The sequence below is a fragment of the Cupriavidus sp. SIMBA_020 genome (genome assembly GCF_046535395.1).
In the GTDB taxonomy this organism is placed as follows: domain Bacteria; phylum Pseudomonadota; class Gammaproteobacteria; order Burkholderiales; family Burkholderiaceae; genus Cupriavidus; species Cupriavidus campinensis.
Genome location: NZ_JAWRWU010000007.1, coordinates 1 through 18,390 on the forward strand (window position 1 = coordinate 1; position 18,390 = coordinate 18,390).

Annotated in this window: 15 protein-coding genes; 11 read left to right on the top strand and 4 right to left on the bottom strand. The window is 67.9% G+C overall.

What is annotated here, in order from left to right:
• A partial coding sequence (locus SB751_RS14870) for an IS3 family transposase (RefSeq protein ID WP_410748228.1) occupies positions 1–112 on the top strand: 112 nt, incomplete at its 5' end.
• Positions 113–183: 71 nt separating this feature from the next.
• Here the strand turns inward: SB751_RS14870 and SB751_RS14875 are convergent.
• The 4 genes from SB751_RS14875 to minC form a co-directional block, all read right to left on the bottom strand.
• A complete protein-coding gene (locus tag SB751_RS14875; protein WP_144202629.1) occupies positions 184–1,257 on the bottom strand; it encodes a porin in 1,074 nt (357 codons plus the stop codon).
• Between the two features lie 450 nt (positions 1,258–1,707).
• Positions 1,708–1,962, bottom strand: coding sequence for a cell division topological specificity factor MinE (minE, locus tag SB751_RS14880; protein ID WP_011296252.1), 255 nt, complete (start codon positions 1,960–1,962; stop codon positions 1,708–1,710).
• A gap of 14 nt (positions 1,963–1,976) precedes the next feature.
• Entirely contained in the window at positions 1,977–2,792 is an 816-nt protein-coding gene (gene minD / locus SB751_RS14885; RefSeq protein ID WP_144202627.1) for a septum site-determining protein MinD, read from the bottom strand.
• A 72-nt stretch (positions 2,793–2,864) separates the two neighbouring features.
• Entirely contained in the window at positions 2,865–3,671 is an 807-nt protein-coding gene (minC, locus tag SB751_RS14890) for a septum site-determining protein MinC (protein ID WP_250024973.1), read from the bottom strand.
• Between the two features lie 198 nt (positions 3,672–3,869).
• Here minC and SB751_RS14895 point away from each other — a divergent pair, with 198 nt between their 5' ends.
• The 10 genes from SB751_RS14895 (at position 3,870) to SB751_RS14940 (ending at position 18,363) form a co-directional block, all read left to right on the top strand.
• Positions 3,870–4,841 (top strand): magnesium and cobalt transport protein CorA, encoded by a 972-nt coding sequence (locus SB751_RS14895; protein WP_410748199.1) that lies wholly within the window; start codon positions 3,870–3,872, stop codon positions 4,839–4,841.
• A gap of 187 nt (positions 4,842–5,028) precedes the next feature.
• Positions 5,029–5,157 (top strand): hypothetical protein, encoded by a 129-nt coding sequence (locus SB751_RS14900; RefSeq protein ID WP_255370702.1) that lies wholly within the window; start codon positions 5,029–5,031, stop codon positions 5,155–5,157.
• Entirely contained in the window at positions 5,157–5,246 is a 90-nt protein-coding gene (gene kdpF / locus SB751_RS14905; RefSeq protein WP_092291198.1) for a K(+)-transporting ATPase subunit F, read from the top strand. Before SB751_RS14900 ends, kdpF begins: the two co-directional genes overlap by 1 nt.
• Positions 5,247–5,257: 11 nt before the next feature.
• On the top strand, positions 5,258–7,084 hold the full coding sequence (kdpA, locus tag SB751_RS14910; protein WP_186296974.1) for a potassium-transporting ATPase subunit KdpA: 1,827 nt from the start codon (positions 5,258–5,260) through the stop codon (positions 7,082–7,084).
• A 14-nt stretch (positions 7,085–7,098) separates the two neighbouring features.
• Positions 7,099–9,279 carry a potassium-transporting ATPase subunit KdpB gene (kdpB, locus tag SB751_RS14915; RefSeq protein ID WP_144202618.1) on the top strand — a complete coding sequence of 727 codons (2,181 nt, stop codon included), beginning with the start codon at positions 7,099–7,101 and terminating at the stop codon, positions 9,277–9,279.
• 25 nt (positions 9,280–9,304) lie between these two features.
• A complete protein-coding gene (kdpC, locus tag SB751_RS14920) occupies positions 9,305–9,940 on the top strand; it encodes a potassium-transporting ATPase subunit KdpC (RefSeq protein ID WP_244845102.1) in 636 nt (211 codons plus the stop codon).
• A 67-nt stretch (positions 9,941–10,007) separates the two neighbouring features.
• A complete protein-coding gene (locus tag SB751_RS14925; RefSeq protein WP_144202616.1) occupies positions 10,008–12,884 on the top strand; it encodes a sensor histidine kinase in 2,877 nt (958 codons plus the stop codon).
• Positions 12,885–12,889: 5 nt separating this feature from the next.
• The gene (kdpE, locus tag SB751_RS14930; RefSeq protein WP_144202614.1) at positions 12,890–13,585 is read left to right on the top strand and encodes a two-component system response regulator KdpE; all 696 of its coding nucleotides are present in this window, start codon (positions 12,890–12,892) and stop codon (positions 13,583–13,585) included.
• 405 nt (positions 13,586–13,990) lie between these two features.
• Entirely contained in the window at positions 13,991–14,671 is a 681-nt protein-coding gene (locus tag SB751_RS14935; RefSeq protein WP_377731808.1) for a tetratricopeptide repeat protein, read from the top strand.
• A 152-nt stretch (positions 14,672–14,823) separates the two neighbouring features.
• Positions 14,824–18,363, top strand: a complete 3,540-nt coding sequence (locus SB751_RS14940) for a DUF2126 domain-containing protein (protein ID WP_284454411.1) — start codon at positions 14,824–14,826, stop codon at positions 18,361–18,363.
• Positions 18,364–18,390: the final 27 nt, after the last annotated feature.

The window sequence follows — 18,390 nt, forward strand, 5'->3', positions numbered from 1 at the left end:
GCTCAAGACCGGACTAGCGCGCTACATCCGCTACTACAACCACGACCGTATCAAGCTCAAACTAAAAGGGCTGAGTCCCGTGCAATACAGGACTCAGCCCTCCGGCGCCTAGCGTCACCGACCGTCCAACTTTAGGGGGTCAGTTCACGAAGGTGCCTTTCTGCGATGCGGTCAGACCAACAATCAGAAGATGTGGCGGATACCTGCGGCCACGCCCGTCTGGTTGTTCTTGCCAGGCAGTTCGGTGACTGCGGCGCCAGTGACCTTGTTGTAGTCGACGGTGCCGTACACCTGGGTACGCTTGGAGAGCGAGTACTCGGCCAGCAGCACGCCGGTGTAGCGGTTGCCGCTGTTGTCCAGGCCGTTCTTGCCCTTGATGTGATCGCCGTAGAACACGCCGGTCACGGCCAGTGCCGGGGTGACCTGGTAGGTCGCGCCGACGTAGCCGATCATGTCTTCACGCGGGTTGGCCTGTGCGTTGCCGCCAGCCGGGATCGGGTTGGCAGTGTTGGCCGGCGAGAAGAAGTTGGCGTCGATCAGGCCAGTGCGGTCCTTGCCGCCGATGTAGCCCAGGAAGACCTTGGCCGCGCCAAAGCCGACCTTGCCGGCGGCGCCCCACATCTGCTGCTTGTTGCCGAGCGGGTCGCGGACTTCCTGGTACACGCCACCGAAGCCGAACGGCCCGATGTCGTAGGAAGCGCGGGTACCCCAGTACTGGCTGCGCGTCATGCTGCCTGCGGACTCGCCGAAGCCATAGCTGGCGCCGACGTTCAGGCCTGCGAACGAACCTGCGTAGCTGACGACGTTGTTGTTGCGGAATTGCGTCAGGAAGAACGGCCAGGCGTTGTTGTCGTAGTTGCCGATGGTCAGCGGATCGAAGTCGCCGAAGAAATTAAAGCCTTCGGTGTACTGGCGGCCCAGCTTGACCGTGCCGAACTCGCCCGACAGGCCCACGTACGCCTGACGACCGAACAGCGAACCGTTCTGGTTTGCGCGGCCGGTATCCGGATCGAAGCCGTTTTCCAGCTGGAAGATGGCCTTCAGGTTGTTGCCCAGTGCTTCGCTGCCCTTGATACCCCAACGGCTGTTGGTGATCGCGCCGTTGGTCAGTTGGGTCTGGCTGTGGTTGCCTGCGTCAGCGTTGGTCTGGAAGCGGATGCTCTGGTCAACGATACCGTAGAGCGTCACCGACGACTGTGCGTAGGCGCTGCCGGCCAGCAGACTGCCAATGGCGAGGGTGAGTAGCGATTTCTTCATGGTGCTCCTTTTCTGTCTTGTGGTTGTGCCGTAGCCGGATCACGGCCGGCACAAAGGTTTACGTTTGCAGTAAACGCCGCGAAAATTTAACAAAACACGGAACTTTCGGACATAAAAGCAGCGTGAACCAGCGCTCTAGAGAGACATTTGGTGCAATTCCGTTGGTTTGTCGCTACACAATGTCACACCCTCGTGATAATGGTGCATTGCAGCGTGCGCCATGGCAGTGCATGGACGTGGGAGGCGAGCAGTGGGGCGGGTGTGCAGGCGCGATCGCAGCCACCACGCGGAGGGTTGCTGCAATGCAAAAAGCCCCTACTTGAGAGGGGCGGGTTATCCCTTAGATAATGGGATAACGGCGCACGGAAGGTATCCGGGCGCCGTTCAGGACCGAGAAACTCGAATTAATCCGAAAACCGAAAAGCGAATACCGAAAATGCCGAAAGGCGATCAGTTTTGCGGGATTTCGATTTTCACCTCGAGCACTTCGAGGTTGTCCTGGCGCTCCAGGCTGACGCGCAGGTCCTGGTCGCTGATCTTCACATACTTGGATATCACGGCTACCAGCTCGCGCTGGAGGGCCGGCAGGTAATCGGCCGGCGCGGAATGGCCGGTGCGCTCATGGGCGAGGATGATCTGCAGCCGCTCTTTGGCGACCGACGCTGACTTCTTCTTCTCCCCCAGCAGGAAGGACAGGATCGACATGGGATGAGTCCTCCTTACTTGTTACCGAAGAGGCGCGAGAGCAGGCCCGGCTTCTGGTAGTCGGTGAAACGCATCGGCTTGTCCTTGCCCAGGAAGCGGTCCACCACGTCGCCATAGGCGTCGGCCACGTCGCTGCCTTCCAGGTGGATGGCCGGCGTGCCCTGGTTGGACGCGTGCAGCACGGCTTCCGATTCCGGCACCACGCCAATCAGCTTGATGCGCAGGATTTCCTGGATGTCGGTCAGCGACAGCATTTCGCCGCCGTGCACGCGCTTCGGGTTGTAGCGCGTGATCAGCAGGTGCTCCTTGATCGGCTCGCCGCCTTCGCTGGCGCGCTTGGTCTTCGAGGCCAGGATGCCGAGGATGCGGTCCGAGTCGCGCACGGACGAGACTTCCGGGTTGGTCACGACGAGCGCCTCGTCGGCGAAGTACATCGCCATCAGCGCGCCGGACTCGATGCCCGCCGGGGAGTCGCAGACGATGAACTCGAAGCCCATGTCCACCAGGCCGTTGATGACCTTCTCCACGCCGTCGCGGGTCAGCGCGTCCTTGTCCCGCGTCTGCGAGGCCGGCAGGATGAACAGGTTCTCGCACTTCTTGTCCTTGATCAGCGCCTGGTTCAGGTTGGCTTCGCCCTGGACCACGTTGATCAGGTCATACACCACGCGGCGCTCGCAACCCATGATCAGGTCGAGGTTGCGCAGGCCGACGTCGAAGTCGATCACGGCCGTCTTGTGGCCCCGCAGGGCCAGGCCGGCGGCGAAGCTCGCGCTGGTGGTGGTCTTGCCAACGCCTCCCTTGCCGGAGGTCACAACGATGATTTTTGCCATGGCTCTATGGTCCAGTATGGGTGCAGGGTATTTCGTACCGGGCGGGCCGGCCGTACCGATGGGTTAGCGCGGTTATTTCATCCGCAGCGGTTCGAGAATCAATTTTTCGTCGGCCAGGCGCACCTGGGCCGACTTGCCGAGCACGTCGGCCGGGAGCGTCTGCTCGGCGGTCCGGTAGATGCCGGCGATGGAAATCAGCTCGGGTTCCAGGCACGTGCAGAAGATGCGCGCGTCCGGGTTGCCCTTGACACCCGCCAGCGCGCGGCCGCGCAGCGGGGCGTAGATATGGATGTTGCCTTCGGCGATGACCTCGGCGCCGTAGCTGACCAGGTCCAGGATGACCACGTCGCCCTGGGCGTAGATCTGCTGGCCGGAGCGCAGCGGCTTGTCGATCAGCAGGGTCGGCACCGCGCGCGGCGCGGCGGCGGCGGCCATGATCTCGGCGATATCCGAGGCCGTGCCGTTGACTGGCGGAGCCTCGGCGGCAGTGGATTCCGGGGTGTCGGCGGCCTTGGCGGCGGCGGTGGGGGCGGGCGGGGCAGCTTCGTCCCGGCCGCCACGCCGGCTCTGGCTTTCCAGCAGCGGCAGGCCGAAGGCTTCGGCCCAGCTGCGCTGGTCGTCGCGCGCCACCACCCCGATGGCCCGGGCGCGCAGCGTGGAAAGCGTGTCGATCACGCGGTCCAGCGCCAGCGGGCTATCGCCTTCCAGGCGGCGCAGGTCCAGCGCAACCACGTCATTGGAGAAGAAATCGGGGGTCGATTCGAAGCGGGAGAGGAGATCGTCCCGCAACGCGTCGATGTCGGCGGTCTTGAGGGCGAGAAGGAGGGCGTCGACGTTGCCACTGCGCAGCTCGAAGCGTGGCGATTTCTTCTGAGACATAGTCGGTGACCGTGGAAATGCCACATTCTAACGTCGGTTCTCCGGCGAACTGTAACAATTCTCGAACCCGGCCCCGAACGTGCCCGATGCGGGGCTTCCCGGCCGGATCGCACCGCTAAAGTGGCGGGCGATGCCGCTTGCGCTCGCGTAAAGGGTGACGCTCTTGTTACGATTGCGCATCTCGACAACGGAGTTCCCATGGGCGCCATCGTGAATTGCGCGGCCTATCGCAGCGGCAAGAAGCTCGGTCCGGTCGAATTCGACGCCATCGCCGGCGTGCTGGCCGACCCCGGCACCTTCGTCTGGCTGGGCCTGCACGAACCGGACCTGGCGTTGCTGCGCAAGGTCCAGCAGGCGTTCGGGCTGCACGATCTGGCCGTGGAGGACGCCCTGGACGCCCACCAGCGGCCCAAGCTGGAAACCTACGGCGATTCGGTCTTCGTGGTGCTCAATACCGCGCAACTGGTCGGGGAGGAGGTGGTGGTGGGCGAGACCCACCTGTTCGTCGGCCCGAACTACGTGGTTTCGGTGCGGCACGGCGCCAGTTCCACCTACGCCCCGGTGCGCGAGCGTTGCGAGAGCGACCCGCAGGGCCTGGCCAACGGCCCCGGCTACGTGCTCTATGCGCTGATGGACTTCGTGGTGGACCACTACCTGCCCATCGTCAACCGGCTGGAGGACAACTTCGAGGCCCTCGAGCAGGACATTTTCCGCGACGAGTTCGACCGTGCCGCCATCGAGCGGCTGTACCAGGTCAAGCATCAGGTGCTGCGGCTGCGCAACGCGGTCTACCCGGTGGAGGACATCTGCAGCCAGCTGATCCGGCTGCACGAGGAACTGGTGCCAAAGGAGCTGCGCGCCTATTTCCGCGACATCGAGGACCATGCCAGCCGCATCGTCCGCACGCTGGACGTGGTGCGCGAGATGCTGACCACGGCCGTGCAGGTCAACCTGGCGCTGGTCACGGTGGGCCAGAACGAGGTGGTCAAGCGGCTGGCCGGCTGGGGGGCCATCCTCGCCGTGCCGACCGTGATCTTCAGCCTCTACGGCATGAATTTCAGCTTTATGCCAGAGCTGAAGCTCCATTACGCCTATCCGGTGGTCATCGGCATCACCGCCACGGCCTGCACCTGGCTCTGGCGCAAGCTGCACCGGGCTGGCTGGATCTAGCCCCGCCCGCATTGCCGGTCATGGCTGCCATGGCTGGAAAACGGTGCCGCGCCTGGTGTTGGCGCCGTTTTTATATCTTCTTTACACCCCTCCTTCCCCTCTCTACCCCGTTTTTACCCCGCCGTCCCTAATCTCCAGAACGTGATGTCAACGTGAATCCTTCACGTTTTTCCTATTTGGGGTTTGTATGGACGGGATCTATTTCCTCGTGTTGCTGGCCTTCGGCGCGCTGACCGGCGCGCTGCTGGCATTGTGCGCCGCGCTGGGCGCCAACCCGCCGTCTGCGCGGCAGACGGACGACGAGCGGGGGCGCTGATGGACTGGACTGACATCCTGAGCGGGGCCCTGGCCGCCGCGATCTTCCTCTACCTGCTTTTTGCCCTGTTCCGGCCGGAGAAATTCTGATGTCCACGCCGTTGTCCACACAATTCATCGGGCTGCTGGTCCTGTACCTCGCGGTCCTGTTCGCAGTGGCGCCGTTCCTCGGCCGCTACATGCGCCGCGCGCTGGAGGAGGGCGACTATCGCCTGACCGCCTGGGGCCGTCCCTTCGAGCGCGCGCTCTACCGCCTGGCCGGTGTGCGCGCCGACGCGGAGATGGGCTGGAAGCAGTACGCCATCGCCGTGCTGGTCTTCAACGTGCTCGGCGTGGTCTTCGTCTACGCGATCCAGCGCCTGCAGGGCATGTTGCCGCTGAACCCGCAGGCGTTCGGCGCGGTCTCGCCCGATTCCTCGTTCAACACCGCCATCAGCTTCGTCAGCAATACCAACTGGCAGGGCTACGCCGGTGAATCGACGATGAGCTACCTCACCCAGATGCTGGCGCTGACGATGCAGAACTTCGTCTCGGCGGCCACCGGCATCGCGGTGGTGTTCGCGCTGATTCGCGGCTTCGCGCGGCACGGCGCCGCCACGCTCGGCAATTTCTGGGTCGATCTGGTACGCACCACGCTCTATGTGCTGCTGCCGCTGTCGCTGATCACCGCGCTGCTGCTGGTCAGCCAGGGCGTGATCCAGAACTTCGACCGCTACCAGGACGCCACGCTCGTCTCGGAACTCTCCTATACCCAGCCTAAGGTGGACGCAGCCGGCCAACCCGTGCTGGACACCGCCGGGCAGCCCGTGACCGAGGACGTCAAGACCCGCACGCAGACGCTGGCGATGGGTCCGGTGGCGTCGCAGGAAGCCATCAAGATGCTCGGCACCAACGGTGGCGGCTTCTTCAACGCTAACTCGGCGCACCCGTACGAGAACCCCACGCCGTTCACGAATTTCGTGGAAATGCTAGCCATCTTCCTGATCCCGGCGGCGCTGTGCTTCGCCTTCGGCGAGATGGTGCGTGACCGCCGGCAGGGCGTGGCGGTGCTGGCGTCGATGACCGTGATCTTCGTGGTCATGGCGATTGCCGCCGTGGTGTCCGAGCAGCAGGTCAACGCGGCGCTGACGTCGCTGGGTATCGACCACGTGGCCTCCGCGCTCCAGGCCGGCGGCAACATGGAAGGCAAGGAAGTGCGCTTCGGCATCTCGGCGACCTCCCTGTTCGCGACGATCACCACGGCGGCGTCGTGCGGCGCGGTGAACGGCATGCACGACTCCTTCACGGCCATCGGCGGGCTGGTGCCGATGCTGCTGATGCAGCTGGGCGAAGTGGTCTTCGGCGGCGTGGGCTCGGGCCTGTACGGCATGCTGGTCTACGCGGTGCTGGCGGTGTTCATCGCCGGGCTGATGATTGGCCGCACGCCGGAATACCTCGGCAAGAAGATCGAAGCCTACGAGATGAAGATGACCGCCGTGGCGATCCTCGTCACGCCGCTGCTGGTGCTGGTGGGCACGGGCATCGCGGTCATGACCGAGGGCGGCCGCGCAGGGGTGTTCAACCCCGGCACGCACGGTTTCTCGGAAATCCTCTATGCGCTTTCTTCGGCGGCGAACAATAACGGCAGCGCGTTCGCGGGCCTCTCCGCCAACACGCCGTTCTATAACACGCTGCTCGCCGCGGCGATGTGGTTCGGCCGCTTCTGGATCATCGTGCCGGTGCTGGCGATGGCCGGCTCGCTGGCCGCCAAGCGCCGTACCCCGCCTACCGCCGGCACCATGCCGACGCACGGCCCGCTGTTCGTGGTGCTGCTGGTGGGCTCGGTCCTGCTGGTGGGCGCGCTGACCTATGTGCCGGCGCTGGCGCTGGGCCCGGTGGCCGAGCAGTTGCAGCACATCCCGGCCGCCGTCCAGGCGGTGGCCCGGTAATCGTGGAGAATCGTATGCAGCAAGACACTACGGTGACGCGCACTTCGGTGGCGCGCACCCCGCGTCAGGTGCCGGCCCGGGGCGGCATGTTCGCGCCCGAGCTGGTCAAGCCGGCCATCGTCGACGCCTTCAGGAAACTGTCGCCGCGCGCCCAGTTGCGCAATCCGGTGATGTTCGTGGTCTACGCGGGCAGCGTGCTCACGTCGATCCTGTTCCTGCGCGCGCTGTTCAACCCCGCGCCGGGTGGGGAATCGGCCGGTTTCATCCTCGCCATCTCCATCTGGCTGTGGTTCACGGTGCTGTTCGCCAACTTCGCCGAAGCCATGGCCGAAGGCCGCAGCAAGCAGCAGGCCGCCGCGCTGCGGGGGCTGAAGACCACGGTGACGGCACGCGTGCTGCGCCCGGGCCGGACCAACATCCGTGCCGACGGCGCCACCGAGGCCCGCATCGCCACGGACCTGCGCCGCGGTGACGTGGTGCTGGTCCAGGCTGGCGACATGATCCCCGGTGACGGCGACGTGATCGAAGGCGTGGCCTCGGTCGACGAGTCCGCCATCACGGGCGAGTCCGCACCGGTGATCCGCGAGTCCGGCGGCGATTTCTCGTCGGTCACGGGCGGCACGCGCGTGCTGTCCGACTGGATCGTGGTGCGCATCACCGCCAACCCCGGCGAGAGCTTTATCGATCGCATGATCGGCATGGTGGAAGGCGCCAAGCGCCAGAAGACCCCCAACGAGCTGGCGCTGACCATCCTGCTGGTGGGCCTGACGCTGGTGCTGCTGCTGGCCACGGCCACGCTGCAACCGTTCTCTCTATATAGCGTGATGGTGGCCAAGGCCGGCGTGCCGGTCTCGGTGACGGTGCTGGTGGCGCTGCTGGTGTGCCTGATCCCGACCACGATTGGCGGCCTGCTGTCTGCCATCGGCGTGGCTGGCATGAGCCGGATGATGGAGGCGAATGTGATCGCCACGTCCGGCCGGGCCGTGGAAGCTGCCGGCGACGTGGACGTGCTGTTGCTCGACAAGACCGGCACGATCACGCACGGCAACCGCCAGGCTGCGCGCTTTATCTGCGCACCGGGCGTGACCCCGCGCCAGCTGGCTGAGGCTGCGTGGCTGTCGTCGCTGGCCGATGAGACGCCGGAAGGCCGCAGCATCGTGGCCCTGGCCCGCCAGCAGCCTGACGCCACCGTCCCCGAGATGGGCGGCAAGGGCCTGGACGCCCCCGTGTTCGTACCCTTCACCGCGCAGACCCGCATGAGTGGCGTCGACGTCACTCACGGGATGCGCGTGCGCAGCGTGCGCAAGGGCGCCGCCGATGCGGTACGCCGCTACGTGGCCGACCGCGCCGGCAAGTTCCCTGATGCCGTGATGCAGGCCGTGGACGATGTGGCGCGCGCCGGCAGCACGCCGCTGGTGGTGGCGGAGGCCATCGCCGAAGGCACCGAGGACAGCGTGCGCGTGCTCGGCGTCGTCGAACTCAAGGACATCGTCAAGACCGGTATCCGCGAGCGCTTTGGCGAACTGCGCCGGATGGGCATCCGCACGGTGATGATCACCGGCGATAACCGCCTCACGGCGGCGTCGATCGCGGCGGAAGCCGGCGTGGATGACTTCCTGGCCGAAGCCACCCCCGAAGCCAAGCTGGCGCTGATCCGCGAGTACCAGCGCGAGGGCCGCCTCGTCGCCATGACCGGCGACGGCACCAACGACGCCCCCGCGCTGGCCCAGGCCGACGTGGCCGTGGCCATGAACAGCGGCACGCAGGCAGCGCGCGAGGCCGGCAACATGGTCGACCTGGACAGCAATCCGACCAAGCTGATCGAGATCGTCGAGATCGGCAAGCAGATGCTGATGACGCGCGGCTCGCTGACCACGTTCAGCGTGGCCAACGACGTGGCCAAGTACTTCGCGATCATCCCGGCCGCGTTCGCCACCACGTATCCGCAGTTGAACCTGCTGAACGTGATGGGGCTGGCCACGCCGGCGTCCGCAATCCTGTCGGCGGTGATCTTCAACGCGCTGATCATCGTCGCCCTGATTCCGCTGGCACTGCGCGGCGTGGTCTACCGCCCGCTCGGCGCGGCCGTGCTGCTGCGCCGGAACCTGCTGATCTACGGCCTGGGCGGCATCATCGTGCCGTTCGCGGGGATCAAGCTGATCGATCTGTTGCTGACGATGTTCGGCTGGGTCTGAGCCGAGTCGTCTAGGAGAAATACGCATGACTACGCAAACCAAGGCCGCCATGGGCGCCGCCGCAAACAACGTACCGCGCCAGCCGGGGCTGCTTCGGCCCGCGCTGACGATCTTCGTCGGCCTGGCGGTGGTGACCGGGCTGCTGTATCCCGGCGCGGTGACCGGCATCGCCCGCGCGGTGTTCCCGCACGAAGCCGCCGGCTCGCTGATCGAGAAGGATGGGAAGGTGGTCGGCTCGGCGCTGATCGGCCAGCCGTTCTCGGAGCCGAAGTACTTCTGGGGCCGCCTGTCGGCCACGGCGCCGATGCCGTACAACGCGGCGGCGTCGGTGGGCTCGAACCTCGGGCCGAGCAACCCGGCGCTGACGGACGCGGCGCGGGCGCGCATCGAGGCCCTGCAGGCCGCCGACCCTGACAACAAGGCGCCGGTGCCAGTGGATCTGGTAACGGCCTCGGGCAGCGGCCTCGATCCGCACATCAGCCCGGCGGCGGCCCGCTACCAGGCGGCGCGCGTGGCGCGTCTGCGCGGGCTGTCGGTGGCGCAGGTGGAGGCCCTGATCGCGGCGAACACGGAAGGCCCGGGGCTGGCCGTGTTCGGCGAGCCCGGGGTGAATGTGCTGAAGCTGAACCTTGCGCTGGATGGGGTGAAGCGGGGCGCCTGATGGAATGGATGCGCCAGCCCACGGCCGCCGGCGCCGTGGCAGAATCCGTCCCACCGCCCCCTCTACCATGACCCTCGCCGACAACCGCCCGGACCCCGACGCCCTGCTGCAACGCATGCAGGAGGAGGGCGCACGCGCCGGGCGCGGCAAGCTGCGGGTCTACTTCGGCGCCTCGGCCGGCGTGGGCAAGACGTTCGCGATGCTCACCGCCGCCCGCGCGCTGCGCACGCAGGGGGTGGATGTGGTGGTGGGCGTGGTGGAGACCCACGGCCGCGCCGAGACCGAGGCGCTGGTCGCCGGGCTGGACATCGTGCCGCTGCGCGAAATGCCCTACCGCGACCGCGTCCTCAAGGAATTCGATCTCGATGGCGTGCTCGCGCGCCATCCCGCGCTGGTGCTGGTGGACGAACTGGCCCACACCAACGCCGCCGGCAGCCGGCATCCCAAGCGCTGGCAGGACATCGCCGAACTGCTGGCCGCCGGCATCGACGTCTGGACCACGGTCAACGTGCAGCACCTGGAGAGCCTGAACCAGGCCGTGGGCGGCATCACCGGCGTGCGGGTCTGGGAGACCGTGCCCGATGCCGTGTTCGACGATGCCGACGACGTCGTGCTGGTGGACCTGCCCGCCGACGAACTGCTGCGCCGCCTGCGCGAGGGCAAGGTCTACCTGCCCGAGCAGGCGCGCCATGCCGCGCGCAACTTCTTCCGCAAGGGCAACCTGATCGCGCTGCGCGAACTGGCGCTGCGGCGCACGGCGGATCGTGTCGATGACGATGTGCGCGCCTATCGCGACGCCCAGTCGATCGAACCGGTCTGGCGCACGCGCGAGGCGCTGGTGGCCTGCATCGGCACCGGCGACGACGCCGAGCAGGTGGTGCGCAGCGCGCGCCGGCTGGCCAGCCAGCTCGATTGCGACTGGCACGTAGTGACGATTGCCACGCCCCGGCTGGTGCCGTTGTCCACCGAGGTGCGCACCCGCGTGCGCGCGGCGATGCGGCTGGCCGAGGAACTGGGCGCCCGCACCGAGACACTGGCCGGGCACGACATGGTGCGCGCGGTCACCGGCTACGTGCGCCGCCACAACCTCACCAAGGTGCTGGTGGGCCGCGCGCGCACCGACTGGCAGTACGAAGGCGGATGGCTCGAGCAGGGGCGCATGCTGCTGGGGCGCGCCTTGTCGCCGGTGCTGGGCGCCGGCAACCGGCTGATCGGCCGCCAGACCTTTGCCGATGCGCTGGCGGCTGGCTGCCCTGAAATCGACGTGATCCGCGTGGCGGCGGACACCACCCGCCCGGCACCGCTGCCGGCAGCGCAGGGCCTGCCGGCGGGCGCCGTGTCCGAGCAGAATCCGGCCCAGGCGGGCGCGCGCCGGCTTGACTATGTCTGGTCCGTGGTCTGGTGTGCCGGGGCCACACTGCTTTCCACAGTCGCCCGGCCCTGGTTCGATATCGTCAACATCGCCATGCTGTTCCTGGCCGCCGTGGTGGGCGTGGCGCTGCGGCACGGGCGGGGGCCGGCGGCGCTGGCTTCGGTGCTGTCGGTGGGGGCGTTCGATTTCTTTTTCGTGCCGCCCCGGCTCTCGTTCGCCGTCAGCGACGTGCAGTACCTGCTCACCTTTGTGGTGCTGCTGACGGTGGGGCTGGTCATCGGCCAGCTGACTGCCGGCCTGCGCGAGCAGGCGAGCGTGGCGGTGCGGCGCGAGACCGACGCCCGCACGCTCTACGAGCTGGCGCGCGAGCTGTCGGCGGCGCTGACCACGCAGCAGATCGTGGAGATTGGCGGACGCTTCCTGCGTGCCGCGTTCGACGCCCACGCCTCGTTCTTCCTCGTCTCGGCATCGGGCCGGCTGCTTCCGGTAGCGGATGTCAATGAGACAAGTCCGAAAGAAGGCCGGACCACCAAGGGCGAAGCCATCGACACCGTGCTGGCCCAGTGGGTCTTCGACCACGGCGAGGCGGCCGGCACCGGCACCCACACGCTGCCGGGCAGCACCGTGCTGTACCTGCCGCTGAAGGCGCCGATGCAGACGCGCGGCGTGCTGGCCGTGGAGCCGCATGACTGGGGCGCGCTGGCTGACCCCGCGCTGCGCCGCCAGGCCGATGTCTTCGCCACGCTGATCGCCATCGCCATCGAGCGGCTGCACTATGTGGAGGTGGCGCAGCAGGCGCTGGTATCGATCGAATCCGAGCAGCTGCGCAGTTCGCTGCTGGCGGCGGTGTCGCACGACCTGCGCACGCCGCTGACCGGACTGATCGGCATGGCCGAGTCGCTCGCGCGGGCGCCGCTGCCGGCCGATGTGGCGGCCACCGTGGACGCCATGCGCGTCCAGGCCCACCGCATGCGGACCATGGTGGTGAATCTGCTCGACATGGCGCGGCTGCAGCGGCACGACGTGTCGCTGACGCGCGGCTGGCAGTCGATGGAAGAACTGGTGGGCGCGGCGCTGGCGGCGATGCGCGAGGCGCTGGCGGGGCATCCGGTGCAGGTGTCGGGGCTGGCGGCGCTGCCGCTGGTCGAGTGCGACGCGGTGCTGGTGGAGCGCGTGCTCTGCAACCTGCTCGAGAACGCCGCCAAGTACACGCCGCCGGGCACGACGGTGCGCATCGGCGGCGCCGTGGCCGGCGAGATGGTGCAGGTGTTTGTCGAGGACGACGGCCCCGGCGTGCCGGCCGGGCAGGAGCGCCGCATCTTCGAGAAATTCACACGCGGCGCGCACGAGTCCGCCACGGCGGGCGTGGGACTCGGCCTGGCGGTGTGCGACGCCATCCTGCAGGCGCACGACGGCCGCATCTGGGTGGAGCCGGTACACGGCGCGGCGCCGCATGGCGCGCGCTTCACGCTCGCGCTGCCGCGCGGCAATCCGCCGGACATCGAGCCGGAAGCCCTCCATGACCTCGATGAATCGAGCGACCTGAAACTGACCGCGAAGACGGAACCCTGACCGAGATGCCATTCGACTATTCGCCGACCGTCCTGCTGGTGGAGGACGAGCCCCATATCCGGCGCTTCGTGCGGGAATCGCTGCAGGCCGAGGGCTGCACCGTGCACGAGGCGGAGACGCTCAAGCGCGGGCTGATCGACGCGGGCACGCGCCAGCCGGACGTGGTGATCCTCGATCTGGGCCTGCCCGATGGCGACGGCATGACGCTGATCCGCGAGATGCGCACGTGGACGCAGGTGCCGGTGCTGGTGCTGTCCGCGCGCACCGAGGAGGCGGACAAGATCGCCGCGCTCGACGCCGGCGCGGACGACTACCTGACCAAGCCCTTCGGCGTGGGCGAACTGGTGGCGCGCGTGCGCGTGCTGCTGCGCCGCCACGCGCGCGCCAATCCACAGGGCACGCCGACCATCGCCTTCGGCGACGTGCAGGTGGACCTGGCCAACCGCCTCGTCACGCGCGGGGAGGCGGCCGTGCACCTGACCCCCATCGAGTACCGGCTGCTGGCGGTGTTGATCGCCCACCGCGGCAAGGTGATGACCCACCGCGAACTGCTGCGCGAGGTCTGGGGCCCATCGCACGCCGAGAGCAGCCACTACCTGCGCGTGTACATGGGCCACCTGCGCCACAAACTCGAATCCGACCCCGCCCAGCCGGCCCACCTGCTGACCGAGGTCGGCGTCGGCTACCGCTTCGCGGCGTGAGCGCAACGCCCGGCTTGCGAGATCGCGTCGATCGGGCTACCATCGCGGCGTTGGCATATGAACGGAACGGCGAAAGCCGCGTGTCAGCTCCGCCTCGCAAGAGGTTTGCGCCCAAGTGCGCTGATAGCTGAAAAGCGAAGAGGTCCGATTAGCAGTGCGAACAAAGGCTCCTTCGGGAGCCTTTTTCGTTTGCATCCCCATTCTCTGCAGGCGGTGTCCCCCAGTCTTCTGTGCCGTCCAATCCACGTACATAAGACGACTCGCATTCTGGCGAGCCGGTCGAAGCGTCGTCCGCTACACTGAATTGGTAGCGCCCCGTTCCGTCCGACCCCCGTTCGCCGGAGTCACGTCATGTCTGCCTCCCTTGTCCCGATTCGCCAGGCCGCTGCTGCCGTCCTGGCGTGCATGGTTCTGGTCGTACTCATGGGGTCCGTGGCCCATGCCGCGCCGATGCGGGCCGCCACCGAGCCGCCGGCGCCCGCGCAGGCGCAGACGCGCGATGCCGTCAGTGCCTACGAGGCCGGGCGGTTCGATGCCGCGCTGCAGGGGTTTGCGGCGGCGGCGCAGAAGGGCAACCGGCTGGCCCAGTTCAACTACGCGATGATGCTGCTGCGGGGCGAGGGGACGGCGCCCAAGCCGCAGGAGGCGCTGGTCTGGCTGCGCAAGGCCGCTGACAACCAGATGACACATGCGCAGTTCACATTGGGCGATCTGAGCGAACGCGGCGAGCTGGTGCCGAAGTCGCTCGAGGAGGCCAACCGCTGGTATGAGCGCGCGGCGCAGGGCGGGCACGTGCAGGCGCAGATGGCGCTGGCCACCAACTACTTCACCGGCCGGGGCGTGCCGCGCGACTACGGCAAGGCGTTCACCTGGTACAGCCGGGCCGCCACGGCCGGCGACGGCGGCGCGCAGTACATCGTCGGCAGCTATTACGAGCGCGGCGAGCCGGGCGTGGTGGACAAGGACATCGAGCAGGCCAAGATCTGGTACGCCCGCGCGGCGGCGGGCGGCGACCCCGGCGCGCTGGCCAAGCTGCGGTCGCTGCTGGAGGAGGGCCTGCGCGCCAAGAGCGGCGGGCCGATGTGAAGCGCCGCGCGCACCACCTAGCCGGCCCATGGCGCGGTCTGCCGACGGGGCTCGGTACAAGTCTTGCTTGCTGCATTCCCATCCGGCCGATGCCTATCTGGACGATTCACTGACGCTTCACTGACGATTCACCGCACCCCTGGGAGGTTGTAGTGGCTACGCACGTCGCGCTGAACCATGTCACGCATTACCGCTACGACCGGCCGGTGAATCTGTCACCGCAAGTCGTGCGGCTGCGCCCCGCGCCGCATTGCCGGACCCCGATCCTGTCCTATTCCCTGCGCATCGAGCCCGCGCAGCACTTCGTGAACTGGCAGCAGGACCCGTTCTCCAACTACCTCGCCCGCCTGGTCATCCCGGAGAAGACCACCAGCTTCAAGGTCACGGTGGACCTCGTGGCGGAAATGGCGGTCTACAACCCGTTCGATTTCTTCCTGGAGCCATCGGCCGAGACGTTTCCGTTCGACTACGACGCCAGCCTCGGGCACGACCTCGCCCCCTATCTGGTGCGCGGCGAGCTGACGCCGCGGCTGGCGGCCTTCGTGGCCAGCATCGACCGCACGCCCACCGCCACGCTGGATTTCCTGGTGGCCCTGAACCAGCGCCTCCAGCACGACATCCGGTACCTGATCCGCATGGAGCCGGGGGTGCAGACGCCCGAGACCACGCTGGAGAACGCCTCCGGCTCGTGCCGCGACACCGGCTGGCTATTGGTGCAGACGCTGCGCCATCTTGGGCTGGCGGCGCGCTTCGTCTCCGGTTACCTGCTGCAACTGACGCCCGACGTGAAGGCCGTGGATGGCCCGGTGGGCACCGAGACCGATTTCACTGACCTCCACGCCTGGTGCGAGGTCTACCTGCCCGGCGCCGGCTGGATCGGGCTGGACCCCACCTCCGGGCTGCTGGCCGGGGAGGGGCACATCCCGCTGGCCTGCACGCCGGAGCCCGGCGGCGCCTCGCCGGTGAGCGGGGCGGTGGACGAGTGCGAGGTCTCCTTCGAGCACCATATGTCGATCACGCGCATCTATGAGTCCCCGCGCGTGACCAAGCCCTATACCGAGGCGCAGTGGATGGCCGTCGATGCGGCCGGCGCCGCCGTCGACCGCACCCTGCAGCAGATGGACGTGCGCCTGACGATGGGCGGGGAGCCCACCTTCGTCGCCGCGCGCGACCGTGAGGGCGCTGAGTGGAATACCGACGCGCTCGGCCCCACCAAGCGCGGGCTGGCCACCGAACTGGTGCAGAAGCTGCGCGCGCAATATGGCGAGGGCGGCTTCCTGCACTTTGGCCAGGGCAAGTGGTATCCGGGCGAGCAGTTGCCGCGCTGGGCGCTGTCGATCTGCTGGCGTGCCGATGGCGTGCCGTGCTGGGAGAACCCGGCGCTGTTCGCCGATGAGCGCGAGCCGGACGCCTACACCGACGCCGACGCGCGGCGCTTCATCGAAACCCTGACCGCGCGGCTCGGCCTGGCCTCGCATTTCATCCTGCCCGGCTACGAGGACGTCTGGTACTACCTGTGGCGCGAGCGCAGCCTGCCGGTCAATGTCGATCCGCATGAGGCGCGGCTGGAAGACGCCATGGAGCGCGCGCGGCTGCGCCGGGTGTTCGAGAGCGGCCTGTCGCGCGTCACCGGCTACGTGCTGCCGCTGGCCCGCGCCACGCAGGAGCCGCCGTCGCGCAATGACGCCGCGTGGATTACCGGCCCGTGGTTCCTGCGCGATGACCGCATGTATCTGCTGCCCGGCGATTCGCCGATGGGTTACCGGCTGCCGCTCGACGCCCTGCCGTGGGTGTCCGAGGCCGACTACCCGTGGCAGTTCGACCAGGACCCCTTCGCGCCACGCGCGCCGCTGCCGGCCACCACGCCGCTGCGCAGCCAGTTGCCGGCGCCGGCCGGCGGGCTGTCGCTTGAACCGACCGGGCTGGGCCCGGCCGCCATGGCGGTACGGCGCGCCCAGGCACGCGGCGAGACCGTCGCCCCGGCACCTTCCGGGCCCGCAACACCAGCGGAGCCAGCACCCGCACCGGCCGCCACGGCCGACGCAGCGGGCCTGGCCCCGGCCTTCACCCGCCCGCCCGCGCTGGGCGAGTCGGCGGCGGACATCATCCGTACCGCGCTCTGCGTCGAAGTACGCCACCCCAGCCGCGCCGCCGGCCCGGCCGTCGAGTTGAAGTCGATGGGCGACAAGCGCGGCATCCTCTATGTCTTCATGCCGCCGCTGACCGTGCTCGAGGACTACCTCGCGCTGGTGGCCGAGGTGGAAGCCACGGCGGCCGAACTCGGCATGAAGATCGTGATGGAAGGCTACCCGCCGCCGCGCGATCCGCGCCTGAAGCTGCTCCAGGTCACCCCGGACCCGGGCGTGATCGAGGTCAACATCCATCCGGCCAGCAACTGGGCGGAACTGGTGGATCACACCGAGTTCCTCTACCAGGCCGCGCACGAGACGCACCTTTCCACCGACAAGTTCATGCTCGATGGGCGCCACACCGGCACGGGCGGCGGCAACCACTTCGTGCTCGGCGGCGCCACCCCGGCGGACAGCCCCTTCCTGCGCCGGCCCGACGTGCTGGCCAGCCTGATCGCCTACTGGCACAACCATCCGGCGCTGTCCTACCTGTTCTCGGGCCTGTTCATCGGCCCGACCAGCCAGGCGCCGCGCGTGGACGAGGCCCGTAACGACCAGCTCTACGAACTGGAGATCGCCTTCGCGGAACTGCGCCGGCAGGTGGCGCTGCACGAAGGCGCCGGCGATGGCTACACCCCGCCATGGCTGATCGACCGGGCACTGCGCAACCTGCTTGCCGATGTGACGGGTAATACGCATCGATCGGAGTTCTGCATCGACAAGCTCTATTCCCCCGATGGCGCCACGGGCCGGCTCGGCCTGCTGGAGCTGCGCGCCTTCGAAATGCCGCCGCACGCACGCATGAGCCTGGTGCAGCAACTGCTGCTGCGGGCGATGGTCGCCCGTTTCTGGCGCACGCCCTATACCGCGCGGCTCACGCGCTGGGGCACGGCGCTGCACGACCGCTTCATGCTCGGCACCTTCGTGCAGATGGATCTGGAGGACGTGCTGGCCGAGATGCGCAGCGCCGGCTTCGTGTTCGAGTCCGCGTGGTTTGCGCCGCACTTCGAGTTCCGCTTCCCGCGCGTGGGCGAGGTGGAGGCCGAGGCGGCCGGGCTCTCGCTGCAACTGCGCGCGGCGCTGGAGCCGTGGCACGTGATGGGCGAGGAGGGCGCGGCGGGCGGCACGGTGCGCTATGTCGATTCGTCGGTGGAGCGGCTGGAGGTGCGCGTGCTCGGCATGAACGAGACCCGCCATGTGGTGACGGTGAACGGCCGGACCATCCCGCTCCAGCCCACCGGCCGCGCCGGCGAGTACGTGGCCGGCGTGCGCTACCGCGCCTGGGCGCCGCCGTCGTCGCTGCATCCGACCATCGGCTCCCATGCCCCGCTGACCTTCGACGTGGTGGATACGTGGATGGATCGCAGCGTTGGGGGATGTCAGTATCATGTTTCCCACCCCGGCGGCCGTAATTACCAGACATTCCCGGTGAACGCCTACGAGGCCGAAAGCCGGCGGCTGGCCCGCTTCTTCACCATCGGCCATACGCCGGGGCGGTCCGTGGCGCCGCCGGTGGAGCGCAGCCTCGAATTCCCCTTTACGCTCGATCTGCGGCAGATATAAGCCGACACCCTCCCCCGGAGACCTCTC

What these genes read in the sequence shown, in the direction of transcription:
- SB751_RS14895 (WP_410748199.1), top strand. Translation starts at nt 3,870, where the DNA reads ATGGGCGCCATCGTGAATTGCGCGGCCTATCGCAGCGGCAAGAAGCTC.
- minE (WP_011296252.1), bottom strand. Translation starts at nt 1,962, where the DNA reads ATGTCGATCCTGTCCTTCCTGCTGGGGGAGAAGAAGAAGTCAGCGTCG.
- kdpB (WP_144202618.1), top strand. Translation starts at nt 7,099, where the DNA reads ATGCAGCAAGACACTACGGTGACGCGCACTTCGGTGGCGCGCACCCCG.
- SB751_RS14925 (WP_144202616.1), top strand. Translation starts at nt 10,008, where the DNA reads ATGACCCTCGCCGACAACCGCCCGGACCCCGACGCCCTGCTGCAACGC.
- SB751_RS14935 (WP_377731808.1), top strand. Translation starts at nt 13,991, where the DNA reads ATGGTTCTGGTCGTACTCATGGGGTCCGTGGCCCATGCCGCGCCGATG.
- kdpE (WP_144202614.1), top strand. Translation starts at nt 12,890, where the DNA reads ATGCCATTCGACTATTCGCCGACCGTCCTGCTGGTGGAGGACGAGCCC.
- SB751_RS14875 (WP_144202629.1), bottom strand. Translation starts at nt 1,257, where the DNA reads ATGAAGAAATCGCTACTCACCCTCGCCATTGGCAGTCTGCTGGCCGGC.
- minC (WP_250024973.1), bottom strand. Translation starts at nt 3,671, where the DNA reads ATGTCTCAGAAGAAATCGCCACGCTTCGAGCTGCGCAGTGGCAACGTC.
- SB751_RS14900 (WP_255370702.1), top strand. Translation starts at nt 5,029, where the DNA reads ATGGACGGGATCTATTTCCTCGTGTTGCTGGCCTTCGGCGCGCTGACC.
- kdpF (WP_092291198.1), top strand. Translation starts at nt 5,157, where the DNA reads ATGGACTGGACTGACATCCTGAGCGGGGCCCTGGCCGCCGCGATCTTC.
- minD (WP_144202627.1), bottom strand. Translation starts at nt 2,792, where the DNA reads ATGGCAAAAATCATCGTTGTGACCTCCGGCAAGGGAGGCGTTGGCAAG.
- kdpC (WP_244845102.1), top strand. Translation starts at nt 9,305, where the DNA reads ATGACTACGCAAACCAAGGCCGCCATGGGCGCCGCCGCAAACAACGTA.